Here is a 15,053-nt window from a genome sequence, read left to right as displayed (position 1 = left end):
TCGCCGTACGGGTTATTATGAGTGCAGTATGCCGTGCGACCGCATGGCCGCCGCGGCAACAAGACTCAGTATACCCGGGGGAGCACCCATGGAATCGTTGTACCGAAAGTATCGCCCGCTCACCTTTGACTCCGTGGTGGGCCAGCAGCATATCGTCTCGACGCTCGAGCACGCCATCACCGAGGGGCGTCTGTCCCACGCCTACCTGTTCTGCGGACCGCGCGGCACGGGCAAGACCACCATGGCGCGCATTCTGGCCAAGGCGCTGCTGTGCCGCAATGCCGAGGCGGCGCGCGCCGAGGGTGCAAGCGGCTGCATGCCCGACGGTACTTGCGAGGAGTGCGAGCTCATTGCCGAGGGTAACCACCCCGATGTCTACGAGCTCGATGCCGCCTCCCGCACGGGCGTGGACAATGTGCGCGAGGAAATCATCAACTCCGTCAACTTTGCCCCGGTGCGCGGCAAGTACAAGATCTATATCATCGACGAGGTCCACATGCTCACGACGGCGGCGTTCAACGCGCTGCTCAAGACGCTCGAGGAGCCGCCGGCACACGTGATCTTTGTGCTGTGCACCACCGACCCGCAAAAGATTCTGGAGACCATCCTCTCGCGCTGCCAGCGTTTCGATTTCCATCGCATCGGCAACGAGGATATTGAGCGTCGCCTGGCATACGTGTGCGAGCAGGAGGGCTTCGATTACGACGATGAGGCGCTGGCTATCGTGGCGCGCCATGCCAAGGGCGGCATGCGCGACGCGTTGTCCACGCTGGAACAGCTGAGCGTCTTTGGCAACGGTTCTGTGCATGCGGACGACGCCCGCTCGCTTTTAGGCGAGGTTTCGGACCAGATTCTGGGCGAGTTTGCCCGCGCCATTGCCGATCGCAATGTTGCCGAGCTCTATGGACTGATCCGTGCGCAGGTCGAGGAAGGAAACGACCTGCTGGAGCTGACGCGCGACCTGGTGGCGCATGTGCGTGACGTGTACGTTGCCTGCGTTGCCGGTGCCCGTGCCGAGCTGTTTGAGGGCGGCTCCGAGCAGGCCGAGGCGCTTGCTGCTGAGGCCGCTGCCTTTGACGAGCATCCTGCCGATCGTTTGGCTCGCGTGCTAACGGTGCTCGACGATGCCGCGCTGGAGATGAGGGGTGCGAGCGACGTGCGCCTGGTGCTCGAGATCGCCTGCACGCGCTTGGCACGTCCCGAGGCCGATCTGACCATTGAGGCTCTGGCCGAGCGCGTGGCGCGTCTGGAGGCCATGGTTGCCAACGCCGCCGTGCCGGCGAGCGTGGCTGCTGCTCAAGCGAGTGCGCCTGCGGCTGTCGCGGCTGCACCCGCGGCGACGCAACAACCGACACTGATCTCGGGTGCCCGAGCTGCTACTCCTGCGGCGACCGCTGCCCCCACTGCTACATCCGCGCATCAGGGTGGCATGCCTTGGGACCGCGGCGCTGCTGTTCCAGCTGCCCAGCCTGCGCCCAAGTCCGCGGCTCCGGCTCCCGCGCCCAAACCTGTAACGCCTGCGCCTCAACCCGTTACGGCTCCCGCGCCTGCTGCATCGACCGTGCCGGTGTCCAAGTCCAACAATGCCGCCCAGGTTGTCGCCGCCGGTGCTGCCGAGACGCCCGCGGTCGAGGATACCGGAGAGCTGCAGCGCAAATGGGCCGAGGTTGTCGAGCGTGTCAAGGCGCGTCAGGCTTCCTACGCAGGGCTTTTGCTCAACGCCCGCGCCGCAGCAGACGACGGCTCCAAGCTCACCGTCTCGTTCCCTGCGGGCTCGACCTTTGCCATCAAGATGCTCGGCCGCGCTGATACGCAGTCGGTGGTCCTGCCGACGGTCTGCGCAGTCTTCGGTCGTCGTACCGTCGACTATGTCCTGGATGGGGGTGGCACGCCGGCTCCTCAACATGAGGAGCATTCTCCATCTGCACGGGCTGCGGCATTTGCGGACCCGCAACCCGTGTCCTCGGCGGCCCCTGCATCCTCGAGCGCCAGCGCGACGCAGCCAAAAGCGGCACCGGTAGCGGCGCCGACCCCGTCGGTGCCTGAGCCCGCGGCGCCCAAACCGGCTGCTCCGGCTCCCGCGCCCAAGCCCGCTGCCGCGCCTGCGCCCAAGTCATCCGACCTAGCTAAGGCCCCCTGGCTACGCTCCGACAATCCCGCCGGTGCTCCTGCCACGGGCAAGCTCCCGACCGAGCCCGCACCCCGAGCGCCCGAGCGCGCGTCCGCTCCCAAGGCTCAGCCCGCCGCGCCGTCTGCGCCGTGGGAATCCGAGCAGGTTCCCTACGACGATGTCATGGTCGGCGGTTTTGCTGCCGATGCCGGCGGGGACGATCTGCCCCCGTTCGACGTGCCGGGTGCGGCGTCCGCGCCCAAGCCCGCTGCAACTGCCCCCAAAGAGGAGGACGCTCCTGCGGCTCCCTGGGAGTCCAACCCCGGCGCGGGCAGCCCCTTCGGCCATCAAGGCGCAGCCCCAAGCATCCCGCAGACCGAGGACGAGGCCAAAGCCCTCATCCGCAGCGTCTTCGGCCAGTCCACCATCTTCAAGCCGGTGGAGTAGCTGCGCAGGCGGGTATACTGCTCAAGAAGAGAACCCCTTGCCCGGGCGCATCTGTATTTCGGACATGTGCAACGTGGTGCCGCGTATATCGCATTCGAGCAGACAGGCGCGTGACGGTCGGCCTAGGATGCTGAGGTCGATACGATACGTCGCATGGCTGTCTGTGTACTCGACTTGCTCGGCGTTGACGGTTGCTCCGATTGTAAATAAAGAGCCCAGTTCGGCATCGACAATCTTGGAGTCCTTTATCTTGACCTTGAACTCTTGGTAGAGGGACGGGCTATTGTAGTAAATGGTTCGGGTTCCGTCGGTGCACTCATCGGTCGCTTCCCATTTGACGATCGGCTGGTCCGAGCTGGCTATCAGTAGCTCTGCTCCAAAAGCTACGGCGTGGGTGATGACAACCAACAATGCCCAGCCGACAAAGAGATAGAGAACCGCATATGCAACGGGGTGTTTTGAGCGGATGTTTTGGAGCGCGTCGGGGACATTCATGGGGCACCTCCAAATTGCAATCTATGACAATCAAATTATACCCTGCCGCCATGTGCTCCGCCTCGAGCAGCGGTTTGGCATTTAGCTATTTAGTGGCACACATGAAATGCCGGATTCGGCTCTACTAGATTGAGTATGCGATATTATGCAACCTTGCATAATTCGGCCTTGCATAATCTTTGCGCGTGGTTTGTATTGGAGGACATGTATATCGACTGAGGTAGCGTGTCCGCCCCGCTTGCTTGCCCCGCGCCGTGGTACGATTTTTGAGTTTGAAAGTCCCGTCGCGCTCCGGCTGCCCTTGCAGCTTGTCGCGCGGCCGCACGTAAAGGAGCCATCATGGCCGGTATGAACATGCAGCAAATGATGAAGCAGGCTCGCAAGATGCAGGAGCAGCTTGCCGCCGCGCAGGAAAACCTTAAGTCCCAGACCGTCGACGCCTCTGCCGGCGGCGGCATGGTCAAGGTGACCGTTAACGGCGAGATGGAGCTCGTCAACCTCACCATCGACCCCGATGCCCTCGATCCCGAGGACGTCGATATGCTGCAGGACATGATCATGGCTGCCGTCAACGAGGCCGTCCGCGGTGTCAACGAGCTTGCCAACAAGCAGATGGGCGCCATCACCGGCGGCCTCAACATCCCGGGCATGCCGTTCTAAGACACGCATATATATGAGTGCCAACCATAGTCTGCAAAAATTGCTCGATGAGCTGGGCCGTCTGCCGGGCATTGGTCCCAAGTCGGCCCAGCGCATCGCCTATTACCTGCTCGAGGCCGATGCCGAGGAGGCGCGCCGCCTGGCCGAGGCTATCCTGGAGGTTAAGCAGGAGGTTCACTTTTGCAGCCGCTGCTTTAACTACGCCACGGCCGACGAGTGCTCCATCTGCCAGGATTCGATGCGCGATACCACTCGCATTTGCGTGGTGGGCGAGCCGCGCGATGTCCAGGCGATTGAGCGCACGGGCAGCTACCACGGTCTCTACCACGTATTGGGCGGCGTGATCAGTCCCATGGACAAGATTGGTCCCGAGCAGTTGCACATTCGTGAGCTGCTGGCACGCTTGGGCCACGAGGACATCCACGAGGTCATCATCGCCACCAACCCCAATATCGAGGGCGAGACCACGGCGAGCTACCTGGCCCGCACTATCAAGCCGCTGGGCGTTGAGGTATCGCGTCTGGCGAGCGGCCTTCCCGTGGGCGGCGACCTGGAGTATGCCGACGAGCTTACGCTTGGGCGCGCCATCGAGGCCCGTCGCACGATTTAGGTGGCGAGCCTGCTCCTGCCGTATGTCTTCATCGCGACGCACGGGGTAGCCATAATTTCCCCGTGCGACTGTAAGTTTGTTGTGCAACAAAGATGCTTTGTATCCGCTTATCGCATGGATGCTTCCACTCGCATCCTTAATTTGCCCATTCGTTGCGCAACCTTTTGGGTTCGCTGATACACTCAAATATGGATTCGAATGAATGCGCCGCTCCCGAGCGGCGTGTTTTTGTTGGAGGAGAACGCATGCGGCCCGGTGGCACTCAGACAAAGCGCGGCGCCGCGGTGCGCATGCGACGCCGACTGGGCTTGGCGCCGCGGGCGTACGCACTGCTGTCTTGCTCGCTGGTGCTGGTCATAGCTGGCGTTTCTGCCTATGGCATGACCGTGCCGTCCATGATGCAGGCACATGCCGCACGCGAACCGCGCGTGGGGCATGAGGTCAAAAGTGACCTGGGGACCACGACTGGATATGCCTGGGCAAGTGTGGTCGCGCATATTGTGTTTGGCACCGGCGACGCGGACGGCGCCGAGGCCCCGGACAACGAAGTCACGCTTGCCAATGGCAAAACCATCGTGCTCACCAACACCAAGATCATCGATCGGTTGTCCAACAATAGCGTGGCGGCAACGGTGAATAAGGTCGAGCAGCAGAAGGAGCAGGACGCCCAGCAGTCCGGAAAGCCCGGTAGCTCGGATACTTCTGGCTCCGGCTCGGATTCGTCGAGTTCGGGCGGCGGCTCTGGGTCGGGTTCCTCTGCCGGAGGGTCTGGAAACGGCGGCTCGACGGGCGGCAACACTGACAACGATGCAAACTCCGGTGGCCTTTCCGCTGCTGAGGAAGAGAGCATTCACAGTTGGCTTGTGACCAAGTACAACATGCTCGACGGCTATGTTTCTCGCGCCAATGACGTGGTTTCGACCTATAACTCTACGGGAGATCCCAGGCCGTGCGACAGCCTGGTCGGGGAGATGTTTGTTATTCGAGCCGAGTTCGGTCGTCAGACATTCTCGCCCCGGTCAAAGTGGTATCAGCAGTATGCCAATCTGTGGGGCTGTTACACCAACCTATGTCAATGGGTCGGCCATTACGGCGATGATGACGTCGCGCTCGGTAACTTCAACAATAACGTGGCGGCGCTTGCCCTATGATGACCGATCTTGCATCTACCACACCACAATCGCTCGGTCGCGATCCCATGGTCGGCCTGCGCCTGGCGCGTGTCGACGGGTTTGAGCCGGCCATTGCGCTCGGTCAGGACGAACTGCCTGCCTATCTGCGTCGTTTTACGATGCTGTTTGCCGACGATGCCACCATGCGCCGTGGCGGTATCGGCCGCGTGACGCATGCCGTCAACGCCCAAGGCGAGGCTGTGGCGCTCAAGCAGCTCATCTTGCCGGCGCGCGATGAGTTCGACGACGATGCCGCTCACGAGGCGCTGGTCGCCAAGTTCAAGGCGGCGTTTCGCGAGGAATACGAATGTCATCGTGCCCTTTCGGGCCTTAAGGGCTTTCCCCGCCTCTATGGCTGGGGCGAGGTCGACGGTGTGCCTGCAATTGTCATGGAATGGGTCGAGGGCGAGACACTTGCCCGCTTGCGTTCGCGACTCGCCGTGGACGATGCCGGACGCCTGTCGCCGCTTGTGGCGGCGCGTCTGGGTCGCGACCTGTTCGATCTGCTCTGCCGTATGAGCCTGGTGGGCGAGGGCTTTGTCCATCGCGATATCTCGCCCGCTAATATTATGGTGCGTACGGCGCGTCTACCGCTTGACCGGCAGCTTGCCGAGGGCACCTTTGACCTGTGCCTGATCGACTTTGGCTCGTCGCTGGCGCTCGAGCCTGCGTCGGCCGTGGCCGGTACCGGCGGCAAGGCGTCGTTTACGGAGCGCTATGCCACGCTGCGTCGCGCGACGGTTGCCTATGCCCCGCCCGAGATGCTCACCGACGATATTCCCGACCTGCGCGCTTTGCGTATGTCGCCGGCGATTGACGTATACGCCGCGGCAAGCACGGTTTACGAGCTCATTGCCGGCGTCGCGCCATACGAAGCCGCGCCGAGTACTTCGGGTGCCTCGGGTTCGCGCAAAAAGACGCGCGACATCGCGAGCCCCTACCGTCTCAAGATGGACACGCGGCCCGACTATCCCATTGGTGCCCATGCGCCCGGTTGTGATTTGACTCAGCTGCTTCGTCGTGAGCCCGATGTGGCGCTCGCCGCGGCCGAGCAGGCCCAGCAGCTAGGGCTTGAGCCGGATTCCGAAGAGCTACGCGATGCGCTGGCGTTTGTCGATGCCCAGCTGTTCGACGTGGTGATGGCCTGTCTGTCCAGCCATCAAAAAGATCGTCCCGAGCCGGCGGCGGTCGAGGCGGCGCTCTCGGCGTTTTGTGACCACTATGCGCAAAATGTCGGTCGTTCGCTTCGCGGCGAGCCGCTCACGCCGTGCCCCATGGATGCGTCTGGCCGCGCGGTTCGTCGCGCGCTGATGGTCGGCGCGACGGTCGTCTGTGGCGTGGTTTGGGCTGTGGTCGTGGTTTCGGCCGCGCTGCTGGTGTCGGGCGCTCGCGTGACGGCGACTTTGGGATCGCTCGTGTGGTCTGGGTCGCTACCGGGTATTATTGCCGCACTGGCGTTGGCGCTGCCAGGCATAGCCGGCGTTGCCGCGGGGGCACTTGCGCGCGATCGGCGCTCGGGCTTCCTGCAGGGTGTGCTTGCGCTTTCTGCCTGCGAGGTTCCGGTGCTGGTTGTGGCTGCATGTAGCGTATTTTCCCAACGCGCCGTGATGGGCGGCCTTGTTGCCGCTCTGGTTGCAACCTATACGCTTACGTGGTTTTTGCTTGCGATGGGCTTTGCCTTTGAACTTCCCGTTTCGGCACCGCGACGCACAAAAGCCCAGATGGCGACTCCGCTTGCCGGTGGAGCCGCAGCTGTCCGTACTTTTGGCGGACCTGTCGAAGTATCGTCCGATTCTATTTCTACGACCAAGGAGGCCTAGGTCATGGCATCTCAAGTTGAGCTCACCCCATGCGGGGCCATGTTTGACATCTTTAAGCGCGCAGCGCATCTGAGCCATATCGAGCTGTGCGGCTTGGTGCTTTCGTCCCGTCCGCTCGCCGACGGCCGCAGCCCGCAGAGCCGAGCCGCCGATCGCTCTTGGGTTTCCCGCTTTATCGTTCGCGCGCCGGTCGGCACGCTTCAGCAGCGCTACTTTGCCGAATACGGTACCTCGGCTGCGCGTATTATGTCGCAACTGGCCCTGCGCCAGCGCAATCCCATGGACTCCACGGCTGTGATCAATATGGTGTACGGTCCTGCAGGTGAACCGATGGTACGCGCGCTCGAAGAGTGCCACCAGGACACGAATCTCTATCGCAACGCGCTCGATCGCCTGTCCCAGGCGGCGGAACTCATGCCCGCCGAGCGCGCCGAGGCCGTGCTGGTGCTGTTTGTCGCCGTCGGTTGTTCGGCGGATGTGCGGTCCTCGGTGAACTATGCCATCGACTACGCGCACGCGACCTGTGGCGGAGGCACCTCCACGCCGCGTTCGCTTGGCATGTCGATGACCGCGGGCGAACGCGACCCCGCCCCGGCGCACCCTTTGGGCTTGCTGCGCATACAAAACAGTTTTGTCGTGAGTGCCCCGCGCTGGATTCAGCCGAGTGAGCAGGGTGTTGAGATTGGCGCGCTGGCCACTGGTGAGGGCGATATTACCGACGTCGGCGACGATGTCTCGGCCCGCCATGCCCATATCTGGTGCGATGCTCAAAATATCTGGCACGTCGAGGACTTGTCGTCCACCAACGGAACCGTGGTGGTAAACGGGGCCACGCGTGTCTGCATTCAGGTCGAGCCCGGCCGTTCCGCCCAACTCAATCCCGGCGACGAGCTCAAGCTCGGCGAATCCACTACCTACGCCATCCTCTTCGGTGCCCTCTAGCCGGCAGATAGGGACGTTTCTTTTCTGCCGGCACTTGGGGACACTCCTCGGCGCGCCAGAGCCAGTCGCCCGGGGATGGAGGGGCCATTTTGGCCCTTGGCGGTCAGTCGGGGCGAAACTAGAAGATCTTTCCGATTCGCGGCTGTTCATGCTTGTAGAGCATCTAAAACAATAGGATGTTATTCTGGAATATGCCGGGTGCGTGAACTTGCCTGTCTTAGCCTTAATAAGGTATAGGGGAGTTTGGCTCAGGGGTTCCGTCTTGTTCTTCAGCGCAGTATTGTGGGACAGATTTGCTGAGATTGGCGCCTTACACCGCAGAGCGCACGGAAGGCTCTCGATTTGTGTTCTGGCCCCAGAATACAGGGCCTGATACTTACCAACTGTGGCATGGATGTAACATCTGTAGAAATCAACCCTTTTGTTGTCGACCTTTGTAAGAAAAACACTGCCATCAACTCTTTGGATGACGAAACTAGGGTGCTTGAGGGGAGCCTTTACTCCCCTCTGAGAGATGACTCATGTTTTTCGCTTGTCGTTGTGAATCCTCCGTTACTGCCGATTCCGGATGAGATTCCTTATCCCTTCGTTTGAGATGGAGGACAATCGGGTCTGGATAAAACACTTCGTATTCTTAAGGGTGGCGATACGCATTTAGAGAAAAACGGTAAATACTGCTAATAGGGGTGACGACGATGGTGCAGGGGCGACCCGCGATGCTCTCATCAATACGTCGGATACTTGGGAAATCAGGTCTAGATGCATGTATGATGATGCTGTGTGGCTATTCAATTAATCCGCGTTCCGAATGGGTGCAGGGTATAGCTGCGACATCGTATGCTTTTGACCCGGCGCGATACTCAGATATTTCTGAGGCGGTTGACGAAGTTTATACGCACTATGCCGCGCAAGGCGTTTCGGAAGTTTGCACATCTACGTTACGGGCTTAGGTTTCTTCAAGCGAGCAGGCCGGTTGCGTTATTTCGAGCGATTTTTCTAGTCTAGACGACAAAAGGCAAAGGATTTGATGGGTATAAAACGCGGACGTTTGTGGGCGGATGCTCAAATCTATTGTGGCAATCGGGCGGTTGAAAAAGATATTTCAACCGCCCGATTGCCAGGTTCGTCGGAGGAGATGTCCGATTCCGACTCTCTTGTAGGAAGAGCTTGAGATCGTATTGGCCCAAGGCAATCTTAAAGCAGTCTCATTGGCAAATCTTCGCTCCTGTTGTGTTGAGGTGTAAGGTATCAGTGATTGATGTTTTGTGGCGGGTAGATTGGGGCCTTCCTTGATTCGATGCGTTCTCTCGAGGTTCATCAGAGCAAAAGGGGCTTTCGTCTTCATTGCTATCACGGTGATTGGAACCGCTCTCTCCTATGCCATGCCATACGTGAACGGGAAATTCTTAGATTTTCTTCTCGGTAACCGCAGCGAAAGAGACGCCGTACTCTTCGCGCTCCTGGTTGCGTCAATAGGAGTTTTCTCCACCCTCTTTACTTATTTTGCAGGAACACTTTCCATTCGCATAACCACGAGACTTTCCTTTGATCTTCTCAGGGAGGCCGTCTTGCGTTTTGAAAGAGACGATTACTTGGTGAGTCGGACCATCGATCCAGCCTATACAACGCAACGGATTATTTCCGACTCCAGCGTGGTCTCATCCTTCGTTTTGGCGAATTTTATCAGTGCGCCGCTGTCCATTGTAGCCATTCCCATCGTATTGCTTATCATATGGTCAATTGATTCAACTCTCGCGGTGTTTTCCATCATTCTCCTCATCGTGTATTTCTGTGTAATTACTGGGTTGAGGAAACTTTTGTATAGGGTCACGTATGAGAAGAAAGAGGCGGACAGCGCCTTTTACGCCGCAATTGCATCGCAGCTTAATCAGATTCTCAACATTCAACTGACATCTTCGTACGGCAAGAGCGAACAAGCGCTCGACGCTGGGTTTAAGAGCTATTTTCCCAAAGTTTTGCGCTCCGGAAAGCTATCATATTCTCTGACATCGCTCGATGGTCTTTTCGCAGCGTTGTTTCAAGCGGTGATACTTGTTGTTTCTGGAGTACGAATCATTAACGGAACTATGTCAATAGGCGAGTACACTATCATCGGTACATACTTCGCGGTTCTCTTTAAGACTTTGAAAAGTATGATGTCATTGTTCAAATCCTATCAAGATGCCAAAGCATCATGGGATAGGACGGCTATCGCGACGAGAGAAAAGGAGAGATCGGGGTGGAATCGGACCGATTTAGCTAAACTCGATGAAATAAATGACATTTCGGTATCTGATTTGGAATTCTCGGTTGCCCTTCCAGACGGATCTGTCCGAGAGGTCCTCGGCGGGTTTTCTTTCAAGTTTTCCGGTCCTGGTACATATTGCATAGTTGGGGAAAACGGAAGAGGCAAGACGTCACTTCTTTACTTGATGCTCGGGCTATACTCATCGAAAGGCAAAGTAAAATACAACGGCGTGCCAATCGAAGAATGCGACTTGGATTACATACGTGCGAGAGAGATATCGTGCTGCCCACAGTCGTGCTTCGCGCCGGACGAAACGGTGAAAGAGCTGTTAGAGTATTTCGACACGCCCTTTTCTTCCTATCACCGGGGTGTAGATGGCCTACTTTCGCTGGAAAACAGCGTGAAGGAGTTGCTCGGGAAACGTTGCTCCGCGCTTTCGGGCGGTGAGCTGCGCCGAGTGTACTTATGGTCGGCGATTTCACGCAAGTCGTCAGTTTTGGTACTCGACGAGCCCACGACTGGGTTAGACGCTGTAAGCCGCGCCGAGCTTGCGGCCTATGTTAAGCGCAACAAGCAAAGCCAGCTGATCATCGTTGTCTCTCACGATGACGAGATGGTCGGCGCGGTAGAAGGGGTAGTGGATTTAGGCAGTATGTACCAGGGTAAATGATGACAAGTGTAGTGCTACCCAACTGGCAGAGATAACAAAAAGGCGATGCAGATGCACGTAGCATTCAGGCGGTTCGGACTCGGTGCCTTCACGCCATCGCAACGCTTTCAGATATAGTTCTCGTTCTCTTACTAAAGGAAACTTTAGTCTACGTCATCTTGTCGAGACAGAGGTGAAGCGAAGTGTTGTCGCGACGTATCTTATTCCAGGTGGCTCAGTATCAGCGTGAGAATCGCACCAAAGTGTACTTACGATTCTCGTGTCCCACGGACAACATGAGCTGAGCATTGAGGTTCCACCCTTTGCTGCAACTACACGGGGTTGGACGGCAATGAATATGCCGGGCCGCATACCACGCGCAGCGGGGGTCCATGTCCCAGTATGTTGCCTACAGCAGCCTCGATGTCCACGCACACATCATCTCTGCCTTCGCGTTCAATCCATTTGCCGGAGAGTGCGAGGGTTGCCAGGCCGTAGAATTCGAGCCGAACAAATGAAATGCGGTATCAGCGCATAGGATTAAACTGACGATTGCTTTGCACTGAGAATACGCTTGGAAAGCCGCTATGGGTGGCGGCCCGGGTTAAATAGAGAAGCCCGTCCGATCACTTTCATGTGGCGAACGGTCGGGCTTCTTATTCCACTTGCCAATGCTCGGCTCATATTGGAAGAAAGCTACGCTAATGTTTGCGTGACACTCCTATTTTCTCCGAAGAAAGAGTCGGATAATGAAGAATAGAATTAAAAAAGGTGCCAGATATAACGCAAGTATAAAGGCTAATCCAACGAGACCTTGCAATAATGGCATAACTCCTCCCAGACACGAGATTTTGGTATTTGTTCCCATCTTATTCTGAATTGGACCAAATAGTTCCTAGCCACAAAACTACTCGTCAACTGGATCGCACCAATCTGCTGGCAAAACACAGCTTGATTCTTTATCGACATAGCACCAATCCGCAACAGGGCACTCGGCGATGTCGTAAAAATTGCATATATCAACTCCAAGACAACAAGGCTCAACGGGAGGATGTTCATTTGAACCAACAGGATGGATATGCTTCATAACAGCTCCTCACCTTAATCCAATTAGAGACTACGTTTGATCAATGCCACAGTGATCTACAACGCAGATGCTGCCGCCATCCATGTCATAGTCGCAGTAATCGTATGCACCACAGCCATCTGCTTTATCATAAACAGTACAGATGTCAGTAATGCCCAAGAGGCAGTCAAAAGACATCGGCTTCACGCCTGCCTCGTCGCCACTTCCTGGATTAATCGGATGAATATGCTTCACGACTACCTCCCTTTGAGTGCAGAAAAACCTCAATATTGTGTATAACAAACCAAGATGTCTAGTTCACCATATTTCTAGAATGGTTTCGGCGAACGTAGCAATAAGCTTCGCAGACGGTAATCAGAAGAACGAACACCTCCACAATGGTGACAGCAATGCGCTGAACCGCTTATTCCGATACAGTAGCTTCTCGTTGATTTTTCTCCTGCGAAGATGAGTGGCGGGAAATAAGGTCAAAAGCCATCTCGTAGCACATTTTTCTATATTCACATGATGCAGGGTGTAGACTCTTGGGCAAGTAGCCGTGCTCGCCTGCAGCCTCCCAGCTACAGCCCCCACCACAGAAAGACCGAGCCCAACAGTCCGTACAGTCAATTCTTTTTTCGACACCCTGACTCCAGTTTTCAATATACCTAGTTTCGTCAATTCCGGTGACGATGTTGCCCATTTTGAATCGCATCATCCCGACAAACCTGTGACAGGGGTATACGTCCCCTTCGGGAGTCACGGAAATAAAACGCCTGCCAGCCCCGCATCCGACAAAGGCGATCCTGTTGCTCATAATCAAATCAACTGCAGTTTTCAATGTTCTAAACAAGGGCTTTTCCCCTTGATCAATCTGTTTGAGATATTGATCCGCCAAATCTATTAGGCCCGCCCTGATTTTGTTTAATGAGTGTTCGTCGAGTTTGATATTCTCATCGAATGAGCTCACGGGCGAGAAGTAAATCCTTCTGAAGCCCATCTCTTTAAACTGAAGATAGTCTTCAACAAGGTTACAGTTATTATTTGTTAAGGTCGCTCTTGCGCCGAAGGGGAACGACTCGGAAAAACGACGAACGTTTTTGTCGATATCGGAGAAAGAGCCGCCTCCCGTCTTGTACGGGCGCGATGCATCGTGCTTGCATCCTGTACCATCGAGACTAATCAGAACAGAAAACCCGTGCTCCTTGAAAGAATTCACAGCAGTGTCATTCAAAAGCGTTCCGTTGGTCGTAATAGAATAGGTAAAGTTTCTATTGGGGTATATTCTTTTTGAATAGTCGACCGTTTTCCATATCAGCGGCTCGTTAATCATGGGTTCCCCACCAAAAAAGACGATCGCAAGCGTTTCGTTTTCCGATGAACTTGCGACGAGGTAGTCGACCGCCTTGAAGGCTATCTCGTCTGTCATCAGCAGAGGAGACGTTCCATAATCTCCTTTACCGGCAAAACAGTAACTACAACCAAGGTTGCATGCATGTGAAACGTGGAGTTCGATGGATCTAAGTTTTCGAGGCGTGTCTTTTGTTAAGAAAGTCCGCTCAGACAATCGTTGATACTCATCAATGTCGTCTTCAAGTTCTGCTATGGTCGTTTGGTCGTAGCCTTTCGCAGCAAGTGACTTTGTTAGCAACTTCGAGTTGACCGTTCTTCCCGATGCTTCAAATATGCGAAGCGCATCTTCTGATGCTTGGTCAACCTGAAAGCAATTGCGAGTGACCTCATCGAAGCAGTAACGACGATCACTTACTGAGAAAAAATGCATACGTTCCTCAATTTCATGCTGGACTGGCACTAACCTTGTTTATTGTTGCGCAGCTATAAAAAACCACCAGCGGGGATTCGGTGTGCGGCCCAATCGGACTCCCAAAAGGTTCTATTTGAGACTGGCAAGCTTTGTGTTGTTGGCACTTCGACAGCGCTCTTTATTCCAACATGGAGCCTCGCAGTTTGAGTCGACTTGCCTCTGGAAGGTCCGATCTTAACTTGATTTAGGATGAAAACAGATTACAGGCGCGCTCCTCTAGAAAGAAAGGAAACCAATCGCCGCCTTTCACCAGGAAAGTTTTTATAGCCCACCTCGAGCAAAATGAAAGATGCGAGAGCGATTGGGGAACAACGCGAATCTCCCCTTTTGGGTGGGAGCGAGCCTTCAGCCACCGGCGAACGACTCGCCCTGGTCAGAATCTGGAAGTGGTGCCGGGCCGCTTGGGCCTCCCCGGTGACTTCGTGGGGCTTACCTGCCTGACGTCGAGGAGTACATCCGCAAGATTCGTTCCCTATGCCGTTTGCTCTCACGCCCGCCTTAGTTCCAAGTCGGGCGAGCCGCCGCGCTCATGCGACCCGTGGCGGCGACACGTCGACGCCGCGCTCGCTGAGCACATCTTCGGTCGCGGGCGAGCACGAGGTCGCGCCGGCGCATCCGCTGGGACTGCTGTGCGTGCAAAACGGCTACGTGGTGAGCGTCCCGCGCTGGATTCAGCCGAGTGAGGAAGGCGTTGAGATCGGCGCGCTGGCAACGGGGGAGGGCGGCATCACCGACGACGTCTCGGCCCGCCATGCCCATATCTGGTGCGATGCTCAAAATATCTGGCACGTCGAGGACTTGTCGTCCACCAACGGAACCATGGTGGTAAACGGCGCGACGAACGTCTGCATCCAGGTCGAGCCCGGCCGCTCCGCTCAGCTCAACCCCGGCGACGAGCTCAGACTTGGCGAATCCACCACCTACGCTATCCTCCTCGGCGTCGGCGCCCTCTAGTCGGCAGATGGGGACGTTCCTTTTAATATGAGCAGGACATTGTCAAGAGGCAAAA

At 56.8% G+C, this 15,053-nt stretch carries 12 protein-coding genes and 1 pseudogene; 9 read left to right on the top strand and 4 right to left on the bottom strand.

The window, feature by feature from the left end:
• Nucleotides 1-88 precede the first annotated feature (88 nt).
• A complete protein-coding gene (dnaX, locus tag DXD48_RS10350; RefSeq protein WP_158548975.1) occupies nucleotides 89-2,557 on the top strand; it encodes a DNA polymerase III subunit gamma/tau in 2,469 nt (822 codons plus the stop codon).
• Nucleotides 2,558-2,578: 21 nt separating this feature from the next.
• On the opposite strand, the gene DXD48_RS09105 is transcribed toward dnaX, so the two are convergent.
• Nucleotides 2,579-3,052 (bottom strand): hypothetical protein, encoded by a 474-nt coding sequence (locus DXD48_RS09105; protein ID WP_117564928.1) that lies wholly within the window; start codon nucleotides 3,050-3,052, stop codon nucleotides 2,579-2,581.
• 339 nt (nucleotides 3,053-3,391) lie between these two features.
• Between DXD48_RS09105 and DXD48_RS09100 the strand changes: the two genes are divergently transcribed.
• The 7 genes and pseudogenes from DXD48_RS09100 (at nucleotide 3,392) to DXD48_RS09070 (ending at nucleotide 11,174) form a co-directional block, all read left to right on the top strand.
• Entirely contained in the window at nucleotides 3,392-3,712 is a 321-nt protein-coding gene (locus DXD48_RS09100; RefSeq protein ID WP_006235174.1) for a YbaB/EbfC family nucleoid-associated protein, read from the top strand.
• A 13-nt stretch (nucleotides 3,713-3,725) separates the two neighbouring features.
• The gene (gene recR / locus DXD48_RS09095; protein WP_089573257.1) at nucleotides 3,726-4,322 is read left to right on the top strand and encodes a recombination mediator RecR; all 597 of its coding nucleotides are present in this window, start codon (nucleotides 3,726-3,728) and stop codon (nucleotides 4,320-4,322) included.
• Between the two features lie 245 nt (nucleotides 4,323-4,567).
• Nucleotides 4,568-5,473, top strand: a complete 906-nt coding sequence (locus tag DXD48_RS09090; RefSeq protein WP_117564927.1) for a hypothetical protein — start codon at nucleotides 4,568-4,570, stop codon at nucleotides 5,471-5,473.
• Entirely contained in the window at nucleotides 5,470-7,314 is a 1,845-nt protein-coding gene (locus DXD48_RS09085; RefSeq protein WP_117564926.1) for a hypothetical protein, read from the top strand. Before DXD48_RS09090 ends, DXD48_RS09085 begins: the two co-directional genes overlap by 4 nt.
• A gap of 3 nt (nucleotides 7,315-7,317) precedes the next feature.
• On the top strand, nucleotides 7,318-8,256 hold the full coding sequence (locus tag DXD48_RS09080) for an FHA domain-containing protein (protein ID WP_117564925.1): 939 nt from the start codon (nucleotides 7,318-7,320) through the stop codon (nucleotides 8,254-8,256).
• Between the two features lie 327 nt (nucleotides 8,257-8,583).
• Nucleotides 8,584-8,850: pseudogene (locus tag DXD48_RS10380) on the top strand (methyltransferase); the annotation flags it as partial.
• Nucleotides 8,851-9,545: 695 nt separating this feature from the next.
• Nucleotides 9,546-11,174 (top strand): ABC transporter ATP-binding protein, encoded by a 1,629-nt coding sequence (locus tag DXD48_RS09070; RefSeq protein WP_117564924.1) that lies wholly within the window; start codon nucleotides 9,546-9,548, stop codon nucleotides 11,172-11,174.
• An 886-nt stretch (nucleotides 11,175-12,060) separates the two neighbouring features.
• Here DXD48_RS09070 and DXD48_RS10045 read toward each other — a convergent pair.
• The 3 genes from DXD48_RS10045 to DXD48_RS09060 all read right to left on the bottom strand — a co-directional run bounded on the left by DXD48_RS10045 (nucleotide 12,061) and on the right by DXD48_RS09060 (nucleotide 14,002).
• Nucleotides 12,061-12,240: a hypothetical protein gene (locus tag DXD48_RS10045; RefSeq protein WP_147324165.1), complete on the bottom strand. Its 180-nt coding sequence runs from the start codon at nucleotides 12,238-12,240 to the stop codon at nucleotides 12,061-12,063.
• A 30-nt stretch (nucleotides 12,241-12,270) separates the two neighbouring features.
• The gene (locus tag DXD48_RS10040) at nucleotides 12,271-12,474 is read right to left on the bottom strand and encodes a hypothetical protein (RefSeq protein ID WP_124785779.1); all 204 of its coding nucleotides are present in this window, start codon (nucleotides 12,472-12,474) and stop codon (nucleotides 12,271-12,273) included.
• A 169-nt stretch (nucleotides 12,475-12,643) separates the two neighbouring features.
• A complete protein-coding gene (locus DXD48_RS09060) occupies nucleotides 12,644-14,002 on the bottom strand; it encodes a radical SAM/SPASM domain-containing protein (protein ID WP_117564922.1) in 1,359 nt (452 codons plus the stop codon).
• A gap of 516 nt (nucleotides 14,003-14,518) precedes the next feature.
• Between DXD48_RS09060 and DXD48_RS09055 the strand changes: the two genes are divergently transcribed.
• Nucleotides 14,519-14,998 (top strand): FHA domain-containing protein, encoded by a 480-nt coding sequence (locus DXD48_RS09055; protein ID WP_117564921.1) that lies wholly within the window; start codon nucleotides 14,519-14,521, stop codon nucleotides 14,996-14,998.
• The last annotated feature ends 55 nt before the right edge of the window (nucleotides 14,999-15,053 follow it).

The organism is Collinsella sp. TM05-37, assembly GCF_003436455.1.
Classification (GTDB): Bacteria; Actinomycetota; Coriobacteriia; order Coriobacteriales; family Coriobacteriaceae; genus Collinsella.
The sequence above is the reverse complement of the archived record's forward strand: the minus strand, read 5'-3'. Positions and strand labels throughout refer to the sequence as shown.

Coding starts and splice junctions, on each gene's coding strand:
- DXD48_RS10045 (WP_147324165.1), bottom strand. CDS start 12,240: ATGAAGCATATCCATCCTGTTGGTTCAAATGAACATCCTCCCGTTGAG.
- DXD48_RS09100 (WP_006235174.1), top strand. CDS start 3,392: ATGGCCGGTATGAACATGCAGCAAATGATGAAGCAGGCTCGCAAGATG.
- DXD48_RS09105 (WP_117564928.1), bottom strand. CDS start 3,052: ATGAATGTCCCCGACGCGCTCCAAAACATCCGCTCAAAACACCCCGTT.
- recR (WP_089573257.1), top strand. CDS start 3,726: ATGAGTGCCAACCATAGTCTGCAAAAATTGCTCGATGAGCTGGGCCGT.
- DXD48_RS09055 (WP_117564921.1), top strand. CDS start 14,519: ATGCCGTTTGCTCTCACGCCCGCCTTAGTTCCAAGTCGGGCGAGCCGC.
- DXD48_RS09085 (WP_117564926.1), top strand. CDS start 5,470: ATGATGACCGATCTTGCATCTACCACACCACAATCGCTCGGTCGCGAT.
- DXD48_RS09080 (WP_117564925.1), top strand. CDS start 7,318: ATGGCATCTCAAGTTGAGCTCACCCCATGCGGGGCCATGTTTGACATC.
- dnaX (WP_158548975.1), top strand. CDS start 89: ATGGAATCGTTGTACCGAAAGTATCGCCCGCTCACCTTTGACTCCGTG.
- DXD48_RS09090 (WP_117564927.1), top strand. CDS start 4,568: ATGCGGCCCGGTGGCACTCAGACAAAGCGCGGCGCCGCGGTGCGCATG.
- DXD48_RS09060 (WP_117564922.1), bottom strand. CDS start 14,002: ATGCATTTTTTCTCAGTAAGTGATCGTCGTTACTGCTTCGATGAGGTC.